General features: G+C 59.0%; 12 protein-coding genes. 5 read left to right on the forward strand and 7 right to left on the reverse strand.

What is annotated here, in order from left to right; translation table 11 throughout:
* Positions 1–13: 13 nt before the first annotated feature.
* The 3 genes from fdxA to CP97_RS02220 are packed head-to-tail and all read right to left on the reverse strand — an operon-like array spanning position 14 to position 3326.
* A complete protein-coding gene (gene fdxA, locus CP97_RS02210) occupies positions 14–352 on the reverse strand; it encodes a ferredoxin FdxA (RefSeq protein ID WP_048884609.1) in 339 nt (112 codons plus the stop codon).
* A 57-nt stretch (positions 353–409) separates the two neighbouring features.
* A complete protein-coding gene (locus tag CP97_RS02215; protein WP_048884610.1) occupies positions 410–679 on the reverse strand; it encodes a S4 domain-containing protein in 270 nt (89 codons plus the stop codon).
* A 1-nt stretch (position 680) separates the two neighbouring features.
* Positions 681–3326, reverse strand: coding sequence for a helicase-related protein (locus tag CP97_RS02220; protein ID WP_053106672.1), 2646 nt, complete (start codon positions 3324–3326; stop codon positions 681–683).
* Positions 3327–3528: 202 nt separating this feature from the next.
* Here CP97_RS02220 and CP97_RS02225 point away from each other — a divergent pair, with 202 nt between their 5' ends.
* The 5 genes from CP97_RS02225 to CP97_RS02245 all read left to right on the forward strand — a co-directional run bounded on the left by CP97_RS02225 (position 3529) and on the right by CP97_RS02245 (position 9619).
* Positions 3529–5211 carry a M23 family metallopeptidase gene (locus tag CP97_RS02225; protein ID WP_053106497.1) on the forward strand — a complete coding sequence of 561 codons (1683 nt, stop codon included), beginning with the start codon at positions 3529–3531 and terminating at the stop codon, positions 5209–5211.
* Between the two features lie 63 nt (positions 5212–5274).
* Positions 5275–6270: a porphobilinogen synthase gene (gene hemB, locus CP97_RS02230; RefSeq protein ID WP_082863687.1), complete on the forward strand. Its 996-nt coding sequence runs from the start codon at positions 5275–5277 to the stop codon at positions 6268–6270.
* Entirely contained in the window at positions 6263–6853 is a 591-nt protein-coding gene (locus tag CP97_RS02235) for a GNAT family N-acetyltransferase (RefSeq protein ID WP_048884612.1), read from the forward strand. The genes hemB and CP97_RS02235 overlap by 8 nt, the downstream gene beginning before the upstream one ends.
* Positions 6846–9056: a spermidine synthase gene (locus CP97_RS02240; RefSeq protein WP_048884613.1), complete on the forward strand. Its 2211-nt coding sequence runs from the start codon at positions 6846–6848 to the stop codon at positions 9054–9056. Before CP97_RS02235 ends, CP97_RS02240 begins: the two co-directional genes overlap by 8 nt.
* On the forward strand, positions 9056–9619 hold the full coding sequence (locus CP97_RS02245) for a gamma carbonic anhydrase family protein (RefSeq protein ID WP_048884614.1): 564 nt from the start codon (positions 9056–9058) through the stop codon (positions 9617–9619). Before CP97_RS02240 ends, CP97_RS02245 begins: the two co-directional genes overlap by 1 nt.
* Positions 9620–9667: 48 nt before the next feature.
* On the opposite strand, the gene CP97_RS02250 is transcribed toward CP97_RS02245, so the two are convergent.
* The 4 genes from CP97_RS02250 to clpA all read right to left on the reverse strand — a co-directional run bounded on the left by CP97_RS02250 (position 9668) and on the right by clpA (position 16492).
* Entirely contained in the window at positions 9668–11278 is a 1611-nt protein-coding gene (locus tag CP97_RS02250) for a cisplatin damage response ATP-dependent DNA ligase (RefSeq protein WP_048884615.1), read from the reverse strand.
* Positions 11279–12283, reverse strand: coding sequence for a ligase-associated DNA damage response exonuclease (locus CP97_RS02255; protein WP_048884616.1), 1005 nt, complete (start codon positions 12281–12283; stop codon positions 11279–11281).
* Positions 12284–12351: 68 nt separating this feature from the next.
* Entirely contained in the window at positions 12352–14145 is a 1794-nt protein-coding gene (locus CP97_RS02260; RefSeq protein ID WP_082863688.1) for a M1 family metallopeptidase, read from the reverse strand.
* The gene (clpA, locus tag CP97_RS02265) at positions 14102–16492 is read right to left on the reverse strand and encodes an ATP-dependent Clp protease ATP-binding subunit ClpA (RefSeq protein ID WP_048886634.1); all 2391 of its coding nucleotides are present in this window, start codon (positions 16490–16492) and stop codon (positions 14102–14104) included. The genes CP97_RS02260 and clpA overlap by 44 nt, the downstream gene beginning before the upstream one ends.
* Positions 16493–16591 lie beyond the last annotated feature (99 nt).

A 16591-nucleotide genomic window follows, 5' to 3' on the forward strand; every position in this document is an offset into this window, starting at 1 on the left:
TTATTGCGTCAGATCAATCGCCTTCGCCGGGTTCTGCGGTGAAGAATTTTTCAAACTTTCCTTCTTCGCCCTTATGCTCATCAGCATCGGCCGGCGGGTCTTTCTTCTCTGTGATATTGGGCCATTCCGCTGAAAACTTGGTATTCAGCTCAAGCCATTTTTCCAGATCGCTTTCGGTATCGGGCAAGATGGCTTCGGCGGGGCATTCCGGCTCACACACGCCGCAATCGATGCATTCGGACGGGTTGATGACGAGCATGTTCTCGCCCTCATAGAAACAATCCACGGGACACACCTCGACGCAGTCAGTATATTTGCATTTAATGCAGGCGTCGGTAACGACATAAGTCATGGTGGCGTAGGTCCCTTTCTGTTGCTTGCTGTCCCTATGGCGATTGGAGCGCCAGCGTCAAGTTCCGGCGCCTGCGATACCTGCCAAGTTGTGGTAGTGCGTGCGCGCCTCGCCGGCAGGTCCACGCCTTTCGGGAAGCGCATCAATCGAGATAATCTGCACCCCTCTGCCGATCGGCAGGGTGAGGACATCACCTGCCGCAACCGGTCGATCATTGCGCGTTACTCTCTCTCCATTGCAGCGGATATGCCCTTCACCGATCCATCTTTGTGCAAATCTGCGGCTTTTTGCAAAGCGTAGACGGCACAGCAACAGATCGATTCGCATTTCAGCCTTTCAGCAAGTCCGCCAAACCGGCCAGCGCCTTTCCGGTTGCGGGCTGGTTCGTCGGCTGGCGAGAGCTGCCCCTGTCGGATTCTTCCTGAGGTTTGCCGGATGCTTTGCCACTGCCGGCGTTCCTGCCCTTGCCCTGCTTGTTGTTGCGCGGAGGACGCGAGGTTGCCAGCCTGTCCTTGCGCGGGGCCCGCCATGTCCAAGGTATGGGGCGCGGTGGGCCGAGCATTTTTTCTGCCATCTCGACAGGCTGGCCCTGTCTGAATCCGGCATCCTTCATCAGGCTGCGAAAATTCTCGGCGCTCAGCCCCATGCTGGTGGCCAGCGCGACATTGACCGGGAAGCCCCGCGCACCTGCATCATCCGTCGACCGTGCGCGCAGCTCATGTGCGGCGCGAAACAGCTTTTCGGCCATGTCCACGCGGATCGCCTGCTGGCCGGCTCGCCGATAACCGGCGGGCAAATTCTTCGCCCCGTCGATCACGGCTTCCATCTGCTCGCGCACCTCGCGCCCGTCTATGCCAAGGTCGCGCAGAAGCCGGCGCGGGCCAGGTTTGAGCAATGCGGGCATGAACACATCGAGCGAACCGATGGTGACGCCGAGGCGGCGCAGGAAGGGCCGCTTTTCCTTGGGGACATGCGCCAGACCGGCATCCTCGCGTCGCACGGAGCCATTGCGGTCTGCCAGCGTAAGCAGCAGGGCCCGCACCTCTGTTCCGGCCTCCGGGTCTTCCGCCGCCTCTCCCAGTTTGCGGAGCGGGGCGAGCGGGGCAAGCTGCTGATCAAGCCAGAGCTGCAACGCTTCCTGCAGCCGCGATTTATGCACCGGTTCCATCTGGCCAAGCTCTTTTGCCACTACAAGCCGCGGAGTTGCTGCAGATTTGCCCTTTTCCAACGTAGCCACGATCTGATCGCCGCGGCGGACCGCGCCATTTGCGATGCGCAATTCGCCCAATTCATCCGCAATCAGCTTTTGCGCCTTTTGCGCCAGCAGGGCGGACATATGGCGTTCCGCCGCAGCCAGCATCAGCTTGCGATCTTCCTGGCTGGCATCAGCATCGACCACGAATCGAAAGCCTTCCAGGTGACCGATCGCCTGCCCTTCGACCGTGACCTGTCCATCATCTTCAAGTTGTACGCGCAAAAGCCCAGCATCCTTTCCCATTCCGCGCATCAATACAGCGGTTCTGCGATTGACGAAACGTTCGGTGAGCCTTTGGTGCAGTGCATCGGACAATTTTGCCTCTGCAGCGCGTGCCCGCTCCGCCATTTCATCGCGTGCCAGCACCCAATCGGGCCGCTGGCAGATATAGGCCCAACTGCGAATCGCCATAAGCCGACCCTGCAATGTGTCGATGTCGCCTGCGGTCTTGCCCAATTCGGAAATGCGCGCAGCCACGTAATCAGCCCCGATATGCCCAACCTGTAAATCGCTCCACAACCGGGCGACGAAGCGGGCATGGGCCTCCGCGCCAAGCTGGCGGAAATCGGGAAGCTGGCACGCTTCCCAAAACCGGCGCACCTGACGGGCCGAGGTGAGCGATTGCGTGATGCCATCCTGTTCGGCAAGGCGTCGCAGCACGGCAAGATCTATGGCCTCGGGCGCTGCTGCAAGCCCATCTTGCTGCGGGCGCGCTTCAAGATCGCCAATCAACACATTGAGCGTGTCGGAACGCGGGTCTGGTTCACGCCAAAACAGCTTGGTAACAGGAGCGAAGCGGTGTTGCTCAATCGCAAAGACTTCCTCCTCGGTGAATTCAAGCGGTGCGCCCGAGCCGCGTCTGCCACCGCCGCCGGATAGCGTGCCGAAAGTGCCATCGGTCTGATGGCGGCCGGCGCGGCCTGCGATCTGCGCCATTTCCGCAGGGGTCAACCGGCGCTGGCGCACCCCGTCAAACTTGGACAGTGCCGCAAAGGCAACATGATGAAGATCGAGGTTGAGGCCCATGCCTATGGCATCGGTCGCAACGATATAGTCCACTTCACCAGATTGGAACAATTCAACCTGCCGATTGCGCGTTTGTGGTGATAAAGAGCCCATAACCACGGCCGCTCCGCCACGGAAGCGGCGGAGAAGTTCCGCCACCTGATAAACCTGTTCGATTGAAAAGGCGACGATGGCGGAGCGAGGCGGCAGCCGGGAAAGTTTGGTTGATCCGACATGTGACAAGGTAGAGAAACGCGGTCGCTCCTCCACCTCAATACCGGGGATCAGCTTGCGCACCATTGGCTCCAGCGTGGCTGATCCCAACAGCATGGTTTCTTCACGTCCGCGAGTGTTGAGCAGCCGGTCCGTAAAGATATGTCCGCGCTCCCGGTCTGCCGCGAGCTGCGCTTCGTCAAGCGCCAGGAATGCTTTTGCATCCGGCCCTCTTCCGCGCGGCATAGCCTCTGCAGTGCACAGATAGTAACGCGCGCCGGGCGGCTCTATCCGCTCCTCTCCGGTGATGAGGGCGCAAGCATCATCACCCTTGATGGCGCGCACCTTGTCATACACCTCGCGCGCCAGCAGCCGAAGTGGGAAGCCAATCGCGCCGCTCGAATGGCCGCACATACGCTCAATCGCGAGATGGGTCTTGCCGGTATTCGTCGGGCCGAGGACGGCCCGAATCCGGCTATCGTTGAAACGGGTGGTCACGATGCAAAGATCATGGCCCTTCGATGCCTGTCGCGCAACCACCCGACAAGCCCAACAAGTCATCGCGCGCAGGACTCGGCTGGTCGACGTTAAGCGCAAATTTACTTTAAGAGTGCAGGAATACAGGCAATTACGCTGGCCAGGGCCGGGTTGCACGGCATCCCATTTGAGGGATGCGATTCGCGCGACCACAAGGAGGGCGCGCTTGTCCAAGGATCGCAAAAGCGAAGGTGAAAACCAGACGGGGGAAGATTGTTCTCCCGCCGAACTTTCGCTCGCTCATGCGATTGATGAACATGGCAGACCGCTGGAACGGCCGGGCGCAGATCAGACCGGTAAAGATCAGTCGGGTGAGAAGCGGGCGAAGCATGTGTCGCGCCGCCGCATCTCTCGCACCAGTTCTTTCACCAGTCGGTATGGTGAATGGCGTTCGCGCGCATCTTCTGCATTTACTTCTGCCGATCTTGCCCCAGACCTTGCCCGGGATATCGGATCAAGACGCTGGCTTCGCGGTGTTGCCACGCTGATTGGCCTGTCTGCTGTCGCCGCTGCCGGTTGGCCGGGCTTTTCGCCGGTAGAAGCAGCCCCCGCAATGCGGATCGAAGACCGTGTGCGGGATGAATTTCGCAGCCAGATGATCATGCCGCTGGCGCTTGGTGCAGATAGTGGCAGACACATGGGCGCTACCTTCGCCGTGGCGGAACTGGAAAGCGCACCCGAACGCCCGCGGCTCGATCTTGTGGCAACGCTGACATCGGGCGACGGGTTCGATCGCATGCTGCGCCGCGCGGGCGTGGGAACTGCTGAAGCGACGCAGATCGCCCGCATGATTGAGGCAACATTGCCCATGTCCGATATTGCGCCCGGCACGCAGGTCGATATCACGCTGGGACGGCGCTCATCTGCGGATGAACCGCGCCCTGTCGATGCATTGTCATTCCGTGCCCGCTTTGACCTGCAATTGGCTGTCGAGCGGCGCGATGGCAGGCTCGTCCTCGACCCGCGGCCAATCATGGTCGACGCAACGCCGCTGCGCGTGCGCGGCGCCGTGGGTGAGGGCCTCTACCGTTCCGCCCGCGCATTAGGCGCCCCGCCGAGCGGGGTGCAGCAATTCTTGCGCATGATCGGCCGCGAAGTGGACCTTGACGGTGAAATTGGCGCGACTGACGAATTTGACATGATCATCGATTACCGCCGGGCCGCCACCGGCGAAATCGAAGTGGGCGACCTTCTGTATGCCGCCGTCATCCGAGATAACCGTCCGCGCGTTCAACTTATGCGGTTTGGCCGCAAGGGCGAATTTTACGATGCTTCTGGAGAAGGCACGATGCGTGAAGGTCTGGTTGCACCCGTACCCGGCCGAGTCACTTCGCGATACGGCATGCGCCGCCATCCGATCCTGGGGTATCGGCGGATTCACTCGGGCCTTGATTTTCGCGCTCGCCACGGCACGCCAATCTATGCTGCCACCGAAGGCACCGTCAATTTCGCCGGACGTAACGGGGGTTATGGCAATTTCGTGCGCATTCGGCACGGTGGCGGATTGGCGACGGGCTATGCCCATATGAGCCGCATATCGGTGCGCAATGGCGAAAATGTCCGGCGCGGGCAGGTAATCGGCTATGTCGGTTCCACCGGTCTTTCAACCGGGCCGCACCTGCATTATGAAATGTATCGCAATGGCCAGAAGATCGATCCGGCCAGCGTCCGGTTTGTGACCCGCGCACAGCTATCGGGCTCCCAGCTTGCCAACTTCCGTGAACAGCTGGTGCGCCTGCAAATGGTAAAGCCGGGTGAGGCGCTATCCGATCTGGCCCCTGACCCATCCATCGCAGAAGATCCCGTGCGCGAAATTGACAGGATCGAAAACCGTCGCCGCGTCGACTGATCAAAGCGCGCTGCGGCAGCGTATTCTTGCCCGATTCCCGCTTTTGCGGCAAGGCATCCCGCCATGAGCAGAAGCTATCCCAACACACGTTTGCGACGCAGCCGGGCAAGTGCCTGGAGCCGTGCAATGGTCCGCGAAAACGTCCTGACGCCTGCGGATCTCATCTGGCCGTTATTCGTGACGGATGGCAAGGGCGTGGAGGATCCAGTTGCAAGCCTGCCCGGCGTATCACGCTGGTCTGTCGATAATATCGCGGCTCGCGCGAAAGAGGCGGTTCAACTTGGCATTCCGTGCATCGCGCTTTTTCCACAGACACAGCTCAATCTGCGCAGTGAGGACGGGGCAGAAGCGCTCAATCCCGACAATCTCATATGTCGCGCTGTCCGTGCGGTGAAGGATGCGTGCGGTGATGATATCGGTGTGCTGACCGATGTCGCGCTCGATCCCTATACCAGTCACGGGCAGGATGGGTTGGTCAATGCCGCAGGATATGTCGTCAATGATGATACTGTCGCTGTTCTCGTCGATCAGGCGATCAACCAGGCGGAAGCGGGTGCCGATATCATCGCCCCTTCGGATATGATGGATGGGCGCGTGCACGCCATTCGCATGGCGATGGAAATGAACGGCCATCCCAACATGCAGATCATGGCCTATGCTGCCAAATATGCCTCCGCCTTTTATGGCCCGTTTCGCGATGCTGTGGGTTCGGGCGGAAGGCTGGTGGGCGATAAGAAGACCTATCAGATGGACCCGGCCAATGGAGATGAAGCGCTGGCAGAAGTCGCGCTCGACATTGCAGAGGGGGCGGACAGCGTGATGGTTAAGCCTGGGCTCGCCTATCTCGATATCATCTGGCGCGTGAGGCAGCGTTTCGAAGTGCCGGTTTATGCATACCAGGTCAGCGGCGAATATGCGCTTTTGGAAGCAGGCGCGACGGCAGGCGCCGGAGACCGCGACGCCTTGCTGATGGAGAAGCTGATCGCCTTCAAGCGCGCCGGATGCAGCGGTATTCTGACCTATCACGCACCGGTGGCAGCACGCCTGCTCAATGGCTGAAGGCAATAGACCTTTTCGGTTTGAGACCTCTCGATTGATCCTGCGCGACTGGCGCGAGGAAGATTGGCCCCTTTTCTGGGAATTGACCAATACCAATGCGGTGATGCGCTGGTTGGGTGATGAGACTGACGAGGACATTCGCACCGCCGCGCGCCAGCGGATCCAAGGGTATCGGCAGAGGCACGGCCACACATTCTGGCTGCTTGAGCGCAAGCCTGATGGCGGGCACCTCTCAGGTGAAGTACTGGGGTTTTGTGGGCTTAAGCGATCAAATGCTGAGGGCGAGCGCGTCGAAGGCATGATGGAGATCGGCTGGCGTCTGCGCGAAGATGCCTGGGGTCACGGTTACGCGAAAGAAGCCGCAATCGCATCGCTCGACATCGGCTTTGACCGCTTCAAAGCGGACGAAATTGTTGCGCTGACAGTTCAGGGCAATGAGGCAAGCTGGGGATTGATGAAAAGGCTGGGCATGGATCGGCGTAGCGACCTTGATTACGCCAATACTGATTTCGATCCGGGAAGTGGTATAATCATTGTTTACGCGATCACGCGCGAGAAGTGGCAAGGGCAAGGCCGTGACTGACGCACGCCGTTGGCTGTTTACCCTCACCATTCTTGCAGGGAGCTTCCTGCTGTTTCTGGTGCAGCCGATGGTTGCGCGCATGGCCCTGCCTCATCTGGGCGGTGCGCCAAATGTCTGGAACAGTGCGATGCTGGTTTATCAGGCATTGCTGCTGGGCGGATATGCCTATGCCCATGCGATGGGCCGGTTTTCACTGGCGAAGCAGGGTTTCATCCACATCGTGGTCCTCTTGATGGGCGGCCTTACGCTGCCATTGGCGCTGGCACAGATTGCTCCACCTGCGCCAGGCTGGGAGGCATTGTGGGTGCCGTGGCTCTTCATGCTTACCGTTGGGCCCGCTTTCTTCGCCATTTCGGCTCAGGCACCGCTGATCCAGCGCTGGTTTGCGGCCCATCCCGATGCGGGCAATCCTTATCCCCTATATGCCGCATCCAATCTTGGCAGTTTTGCCGGCTTGCTTACCTATCCGCTGCTGGCGGAACCGCTGCTTCCCCTCGGGCAGCAAAGCCGATATTGGGCGATTGGTTACGTGTTGCTTATCATTTTGGTGATTGCCGTAGTGCTGGCCCGGCGAGGCGCGGTGGGGGGGCCAATACCCCGTGTGGCCCCGGCCAATGTTGCGGGCAAGGGATCACGCCATCGCACTGGCTGGAAAACTATCGGCCTGTGGCTGGGTCTGTCAGCTGTGCCTTCGGGTCTGATGCTGTCTACCACGACGTTTCTCACCACCGATATCATGGCCATGCCGCTTTTGTGGGTCATTCCGCTGGGTCTTTATCTGCTCAGTTTTTCTATCGCATTTGCCGGCAATCGCACGCTGGCAACGCTATTTGTGTTCCTTGCGCCCGTCGTATTGCTGGTGGATGGCAGCCTCGCCATGTTCGCCGCAGGTCGTGCCGATCTGCTGGCTGCCGTGGCAAGCGTGATCATGTTGTTCGTTGTGGCCGTCGCGCTCCATGCGCGCCTTTATGAAAGCCGCCCAGACCCATCTGAACTGACGCGTTTCTATCTTGTCATGTCAATTGGCGGAGCGCTGGGCGGGCTGTTTACCGCACTTATCGCGCCGGTCGCATTTGACTGGACCTGGGAACATCCACTGCTGATTCTGGGCGCTGCCGCTTTATTGCCTCTCGGCCCATGGGTAAGGCTCATCGGCAATCGCATCGTCAACCCGCGCGTTTTGCGGATCGTGCTGGTTGCTGCGCTCATGATTGCATTGAATGCCGCGCTGGCGCTTTTCGTATCCAGTGTTGCCAATGCCAATCTGTCAGCTCTGCAATGGGCTGCATTGCTGGGCATACTTGCCCTTTCGCTGCTGTTTGCAGCGCGCCGCTGGTCCTTTGTCGCGGGCACGGCGGTGCTGCTATTGTCGCTTGGCGGTGCTGCACATCTTTATACGATGGTAGATGGCCAGCGCGAACGCAGCTATTTTGGTATTTATTCTCTGCGTGAGAGGGATAATGGTGATCTGCAATTGATGCATGGCACGACAGTGCATGGCATCCAGCGCGCCGGGAACGATCTGGCGACAGAGCCGACCACCTATTACGGGCGCACATCGGGCGTAGGCCTGGCGCTGCGCCAGGCTGATGCAATGTTCGGACCGGGTGCCCGCATCGGCGTGGTGGGACTGGGAGTAGGCACGCTGGCCTGTTACCGCGAGGAAGGGCAGGACTGGACCTTCTTTGAAATCGACCCGGTCGTACTGCATTTCTCCGATCGCGGCGAATTTACCTATCTCTCTCGTTGCGCACCCGATAGTCCGGTGATCATCGGGGATGCCCGGCTTAAGCTGGAAGGCATGGCGGAAAACCGCTTCGATATTCTCGTGATCGATGCCTTCAGTTCCGATGCCATTCCACTGCACCTGCTCACCTACGAAGCGATCGGCATATATCGCCGCGCGCTTGATGATGATGGCGTATTGGTGATGCATATTTCGAATAATTACATTCGTCTCGAGCCTGTTATTGCCCGGCTGGCAGCCAGCCACGTCCTGCGCACGATTATCCGCAAGGACGACCATGACGATGCGACCAGTCAATACCCGTCGAGCTGGGTTGCGCTGGCAAGGGACGACGCCCATCTTGCGAAATTGAAAGAGGCTGGCGGCTGGGAGGAACTGGCACCGCCCGAAGGCCGCGTCTGGACCGACGACTACGCTTCTATCCTGCCTTATCTTGTTTGGGAGAACTTCCTGTGATGACCGATCCGCGCTTTCCTGGTGCCCTGATCATGCCGTTCGAAGGCAAAATTCCGCAAATCGACGACAGCGCCTTTGTCGCCCCAGGTGCGCGTATTATCGGCGATGTTACTATCGGGCCGGAGGCCAGCGTCTGGTATAATTGCGTGCTGCGCGGTGATATTCACCGGATTGTGGTGGGTGCGCGCTCCAATGTGCAGGATGGCAGTGTGTTCCATGTTGAAGGCCCGCGACCTGAAACCGAAGGTGAACCCACGATCATCGGTGATGAATGCGTGATCGGGCACATGGCGGTGGTGCATGGCTGTCAGCTGGCCGACCGCGCCTTTGTCGGCATGGGCTCGGTGGCAATGGATGGATCGCGTATTGCCGAAGGCGGGATGTTGGGAGCAGGCGCGCTGCTCAGCCCCAATAAGATGATTGGCAAGGGGGAGATATGGATCGGCAGGCCGGCCAAATACTATCGCACACAAAACGAAGCGCAGATCGCGAAAATCAAGTTTCAGACTGATCGATATTGCGATTTGGCGCAGAGTCATCTGGGGCAACTACGGGGAGAATAGTCGCGCGGCGCAACTAGTCGAAAGCAATTTCGCCTGTGGCCGGAGGCGCTAGTCCCTGATCAGCGCCCTTAGCGCCGTGATACGGTCTGCCTCATGCGCGGGCTTTTCCCAACGGATCCGGTGGATACGGGGAAAGCGCATGGCGAGGCCGCTCTTGTGGCGCTTGCTTTCATGCACGCTGTCAAATGCAACTTCGAACACGAGCGATTTATCCGTTTCGCGCACCGGACCAAAGCGGTTCAAAGTGTGTTGCCGCACATGCTTGTCCAGCGCCTTGAGCTCTGCATCGGTAAAACCGGAATATGCCTTGCCCACGGGCAGGAGATCTGCCCCTTCGTCGGGGTCGCCGTTCCAGCAGCCGAATGTATAGTCCGAAAAGAAGCTGGAACGTTTGCCGCTGCCGCGCTGGGCATACATGAGGACACAATCCACCAGCAGCGGATCGCGCTTCCATTTGTACCATAATCCGGTCTTTCGGCCCGGCACATACAGGCTGTCCCGCCGTTTAAGCATCAGTCCTTCAATGGCAGCATCGCGTGTACCTTCGCGGATGGATGCCAGATGCTCGAAATCGCACGCGTCGACCAACTCGCTGAGATCGAATTGGCTTTGCGGCAGGCGTGGGACCAATTGTTCCAGTCGTTTGCGCCGCCTTGTCCAGTCCAGGCTGCGCAAATCCTCTCCATCCACGCCAAGAACATCATAGAGCCGCACGAAAGCAGGACTTTGGGTGAGCATGGCCTTGCTGACCGTCTTGCGTCCTAATCGCTGCTGCAGGGCGTTGAAGCTTGCCGCCCCGCCTTGGCCCGCGCCCTTGTCAGCGCCGCCCTGCGCCGCGCCGCGCACCAGCAATTCCCCATCGAGCACAGCTGGCCTGTCGAGCGCGTCAACCACTTCGGGAAAGGTAGCGGAAATATCGTCTCCCGATCTTGAATAAAGCCGCGTTTCCTCTCCCACACGGACCAATTGCACGCGGATGCCGTCCCATTTCCACTCGGCCGCATAATCGGCGAGGTCGACTATTGTATTATCAAGCGGATGTGCGAGCATGAAGGGGCGGAACAGGGGGATATTTGCCGTATCGGGCGGATCAGCCCCGTCTGCGCCCCATGCGAAAAGGTCTTCATAAGGTGGCGAAAGCGCGTGCCAATACTCCTCCACTTCGTCGATATCAACATCAAATGCCTGCGCGAAGGCAGTCTTGCCGAGGCGTGATGAAATGCCGATCCGCATTCCGCCCGTTGCCAGTTTCAGCAAGGCGTAACGGCCCTGCGCATCAAGCCTGTCGAGCAGGGCGGGCAATTGCACAGTCACCGTTGCTCGGGTCATGCCAGACAGTGCGTCCACCGCCTCGGCCACGCTTGGCGATGGGGCTATATCGCCAACAGAATCGGGCCACAAAAAGCTCGCAGTTTCCGCCGTATCGCCCACGAAATCGCGGCTGAGGCTCCACAATACCGGATCGACGCGATCCTTCAGCAAATTGCGAATGGTGGAGCTTTTTACCGCGGGGAAATCCAGCCCGTCAGTCAGCGCCGCAAGCGCCCAGCCACGTTCGGGATCGGGCTTGGCGCAAAGATATTGTGCGATCAGGCGCAATTTCTCATTGCGGCTGCGCGTATAGACCAGCGCATCGATAAGGGCCGCGAAATCCTCCACCTATTCGTCCTCGTCCTCACGTCCGACCATGGCCAGCGCACGGGCGCGGCGCTGGTGGAGCTGGTGCCAGCGCAGCAGAGCTTCCTCGCGTCCGTGGGTGATCCAGGTTTCCTGCGGATCGACCTCCACGATCGTGCGGGTGAGTTCGTCCCAGTCGGCATGGTCGGAAATCACTAGCGGCAGTTCGACATTGCGCTGTCGGGCGCGCTGTCGCACGCGCATCCAGCCACTGGCCATGGCGGTAATCGGTTCGGGCAGCCGGCGGCTCCAGCGATCGTTCAGTGCCGAGGGCGGCGACACGATGATATGTCCGCGCATGTCATCTTTTGAATGATCCGCCACGAGCCGCAATTCGCCTAGATCGACGCCGAATTCGCCATAAAGGCGGCACATCTTCTCCATCGCTCCGTGGAGATAGATGGGATCATGATGTCCCGCCGCGCGCAATTCCGCGATCACGCGCTGCGCCTTGCCCAATGCATAGGCGCCCACTAGGACACAGCGATCGGGATAGGCGGCCAGCCGGTCAAGCAGCTTGGCCATTTCATCCGCAATCGGAGGATGGGTGAATACTGGCAGGCCGAAAGTCGCCTCTGTTATGAAGATATCGCAGGGCGTGACTTCAAATGGCAGGCAGGTCGGGTCGGGTCGGCGTTTGTAATCGCCTGTAATGACAACGCGTTCACTCGCATGTTCGAGCAGGATTTGCGCGCTGCCGAGCACATGGCCAGCGGGAATATAGGTCGCATCAACCCCGCCGCCCAGGCTGACGGTTTCGCCATATTCCACGCCCAAAGCGCCTTCGGATGTGTTGTATCGCAACTCCATGATTGCAAGCGTCGCAGGGGTCGCAATCGTTTCCCCATGTCCGCCGCGCGCATGATCGGCATGGCCATGGGTGACGAGCGCCCTGGCGACAGCTTTGGATGGGTCGATCCACGCATCGGCAGGCACAACATGCACGCCATGCGGTTCAGATCGGATCCAGGAAAACGGTGCAGCCATCGCTGAGCTAATCCCCCGCACCCATGCGAGGTTCCGGCGTGGCGGAGGTGGTCCAGCCGCAGTGCGCCCTAATCCGTCTCGTCGATGGCCTCGTCATACCTGAGGATACGGTTGTGCGGGTCGATAAGGAAATGCGTGTCTGCATCGCCAAGATCAACGCGCGCCGAGCCATCGGGCATGGCAATCCGGCGCAACTCGCCATCCGTTTGCAATTCTAAAGGCATGGCAAAATCGTGGTCAGAAGGTGTTTCCCACCTCAGATCCAGCCACCGCCCTTCGCGCTTGGCGATGAGGCGCGGCAATGCCGCCCTGTAGAAATAGGCATCAAAGAACCATGCAAGATCATCGCCAGTCATGTCTTCCAATATGGCGCGGAAATCATCAGTGGTGCGCAAGACCGGGGCAATTTCGCCCGGTTGAGGATTGTTTGTGCCATAGGTCAGTCGCGTTAGCGCGGGAAACAGCACATCATCGCCGACCAGAAAACGAAGGGAGTGCATGACCCATGCACCCTTGTAGTAGATATCCGTGCCCCACCCCGAATCCTGATCATTGTAATCGGGCAAAGTGCCATCGCGGGAGACCAATGGCACCCGATTGTGCAACCTCTGGCGGATGCGCCACATTTCAGCATCATGCAGCATCCTGCCGCGCGCCCATTCAAGATAGAGCGGCTGCATCCACTGGCCGATACCTTCGTGCAGCCACATGTGGCTTATGGTGGCATTGGTGAGCTGGTTGGCGAACCATTCATGTGCAAATTCATGCTGGAGCAGCCAGTCATAACCCAGAGGGTCACGACGGAAGCGATTGCCATAGGCGTTGATGGTCTGGTGCTCCATGCCCAGATGCGGCGTTTCGGCGACGCCCGCCTTTTCATCGGCAAATGGATAGGGTCCGATGCGGGCCTCGAAAAAATCGAGATAGGTGGCCATTTCCGCAACCAATCGGTGCGCGCCGTCCTTGCTTTCAGGCAGATGCCAGAAACGGATCGGGATGATATTGCCAAAGCGGCTGTGGTAATCGCGCGACGCCATTTGATACGGCCCAATCTGGAGCGATACGCCGTAATTGCTGGGATCGCGTGCACGCCAGTGGAAGGTGATCGTACCATCGCCATGATCGCGTGTTTCGATCAAGGCGCCATTGCCTGCCGCAATCAGCCCGTCTGGCACCGTGACAAGAGTATCGATCACGCCAATCCGGCTGGAGGAATGATCGATACAGGGCCAGAAAAGGTCGCATCCTTCGCCTTGGACAGCGGTAGCGATCCATGGCTCGCCCGATGGCGTGCGCTCCCAGACGAAGCCGCCCTCCCACGGAGGGTTTAGCGCAATGTGTGGCGCACCTTCCCACGCGATGAAAACATGCGTGGAAGCGCCTTCTGCCAATGGTGTATCAAGCGCAATGCCGAGAAGGCCATCGGGATTTGCCCATTCGGAATTTTCCAGAGTGCGCTGACCGATCCTGATTGAACTTATTCGAAAGCGTGGATCGAGATCAAAAGCGAGACTCTCCAGAGTTTCGCGCGCTTCAACGAGATAGCGCGCCTCACCCGATATTGATCGATTTTCTGGATCAACGGCGATGGCCAGCCGCACTTCAGGCAGCAGCATGTCTGCGCGCGGGCCATCTAGGGGCAGATCAGTTTGCGCAGTGCGTTGTGCCAGTGGAGGCGGCGATTGGGCCAGCACGGCTTTAGATGGTACACCCACACATATCAGGAGCAGAACTATCAATCGTGACAGCGCAGGGAAGCGCAGCGTCATAACGTCAGTCTGACCTGCGCCATCAATTGCGCCTGAAGGATCTTTCCTGTCAGCCTTCGCTGCCTGTATCGCTGTCCTTGCCGTCTTTTTCATCAGCAGATGTTTCAGACTTTGGCTCAGCAGACTTTGCCTTCTTCGATGCAGTCTTGCGCTTGGGTTTGGCCTTGGGCGGGGATGGCGTGAGTTCGAAGGCAAGCCTGTCCTCCTTCACGCTGACATGCACCTCACCGCCAGAAGCTAGTTTGCCGAACAGCAATTCTTCTGCCAGCGGTTGTTTGACCTTTTCCTGGATCAGGCGTGCCATCGGACGAGCACCCATCAACTTGTCATACCCCCGTTCACCAAGCCAATCACGCGCATCACCGTCAAATTGGATATGCACATTCTGTTCGCCCAGCTGCAATTCGAGCTGGAGGATGAACTTGTCGACCACGCGGCTGACCGTATCCGTGCCAAGATAGGCGAACGGCACGATAGCATCGAGGCGGTTGCGGAATTCGGGGGTGAACATCTTCTTCACCGCTTCCTCGCTCGCTTCTGTCTTCTGGCCTGCACCAAAACCGATACCCTGCTTGGCAGCATCCGATGCGCCCGCATTGGTCGTCATGATGAGGACTACATTGCGGAAATCCACCGTCTTGCCATGATGATCGGTCAGCTTGCCGTTATCCATCACCTGGAGCAGGATATTGAACAGATCGGGATGGGCCTTTTCGATTTCGTCGAGCAGCAACACACAATGCGGGTGCTGGTCGATGGCATCGGTCAGCAAGCCGCCCTGATCGTAACCGACATAGCCCGGAGGCGCGCCAATCAGGCGTGAAATGCTGTGGCGTTCCATATATTCGGACATGTCAAAACGCTTGAGCTCGATGCCCATGATGCTGGCAAGCTGGCGCGCGACTTCGGTCTTGCCGACGCCGGTCGGACCGCTGAACAGGAAGCTGCCGATGGGCTTGTCAGGATCGCGCAGGCCAGCGCGGGACAGCTTCATCGCAGTTGAAAGCTTCTCGATTGCAACGTCCTGCCCGAACACGACGCGCTTGAGGTCTTTCTCGAGCGAGCCAAGCGCCTTCTTGTCGTCCTTGGACACCGATTTCGGCGGGATGCGCGCCATTGTCGCAACGACCTTCTCGATCTCTTTTGCGGTGATCGTCTTGCGACGGCGACTTGGCGGGACGAGCATCTGCATCGCGCCCACCTCGTCGATCACGTCGATCGCCTTGTCCGGCAGTTTGCGATCGTTGATGTAACGCGCGCTCATCTCGACCGCGGTCTTGATCGCATCGGGCGTGTATTTGACCTTGTGGTGTTCTTCAAAGGCGCTGCGCAGGCCCTTCAGGATCTTGACCGTATCCTCGACCGTAGGTTCATTCACATCGATCTTCTGGAACCGGCGCAGCAAGGCGCGATCCTTTTCGAAGTGATTGCGAAATTCCTTGTAGGTGGTTGAACCGATGCAGCGGATCGTTCCGCCAGAAAGAGCGGGCTTGAGAAGGTTTGATGCGTCCATCGCCCCGCCACTGGTTGCACCGGCGCCGATGACGGTATGGATTTCGTCAATGAAAAGAATGGCTTCCGGCATTTTCTCGAGTTCATTCACGACCTGCTTCAGCCGTTCCTCGAAATCGCCCCGATAGCGGGTGCCCGCCAGCAATGCGCCCATGTCCAGCGAATAGATGACCGCAGGCTCCAGCACTTCTGGGACATCGCCTTCAACGATCTTGCGTGCCAGCCCTTCGGCAATCGCGGTCTTGCCCACACCGGGATCGCCTACGTAAAGTGGATTGTTCTTTGAACGGCGACACAGGATCTGAACGGTGCGGTCAACTTCAGGTCCACGTCCGATCAGTGGATCGATACGACCATCCAGCGCCTTTTGATTGAGATTGACGCAGAACTGATCGAGTGCGGAATCCTTCTTCTTTTCGGGCTTTTCCTCACCGCGCGCCTGCGCTTCTTCCCCAGCTCCTTCGGTAGAGCGGCCTTCAAGCTGGCGACCGCCCTTGCCGATACCGTGACTGATGAAGCTGACCGCGTCGAGCCGGCTCATATCCTGTTGCTGCAGGAAATACACCGCATAGGAATCGCGTTCCGAAAACAGCGCCACCAGCACATTGGCACCTGTCACCGTGTCCTTGCCCGAAGACTGGACATGCAGAATGGCGCGCTGGATCACGCGCTGGAACCCGGCGGTGGGCTGCGGATCGGCTTCATCTTCCGTCTTTAAGGATTGATATTCCTGATCGAGATACTGGCGCACAACGCCGGTCAGCTCATCAGTGTCGACTCCGCAAGCATTCATCACCTCGGCTGCGTCGCTATCATCGACCAGCGCCAGCAGGAGATGCTCCAGCGTGGCATATTCATGGCTGCGATCAAACGCATGCTGGATGGCGACGTGAAGGGTCTTTTCTAGGCTTTGCGCGAAACTTGGCATCGTGGTCCTTGTTCTGGCCCCTTGGGCCTCGCGTTGCGACATTTGTCGGGCTGCGTAAAAGGTGCGACGGCGATGGTTAACATCGACCTAACGCGACGG

The organism is Aurantiacibacter atlanticus (genome assembly GCF_001077815.2).
Lineage (GTDB): Bacteria > Pseudomonadota > Alphaproteobacteria > Sphingomonadales > Sphingomonadaceae > Alteraurantiacibacter > Alteraurantiacibacter atlanticus.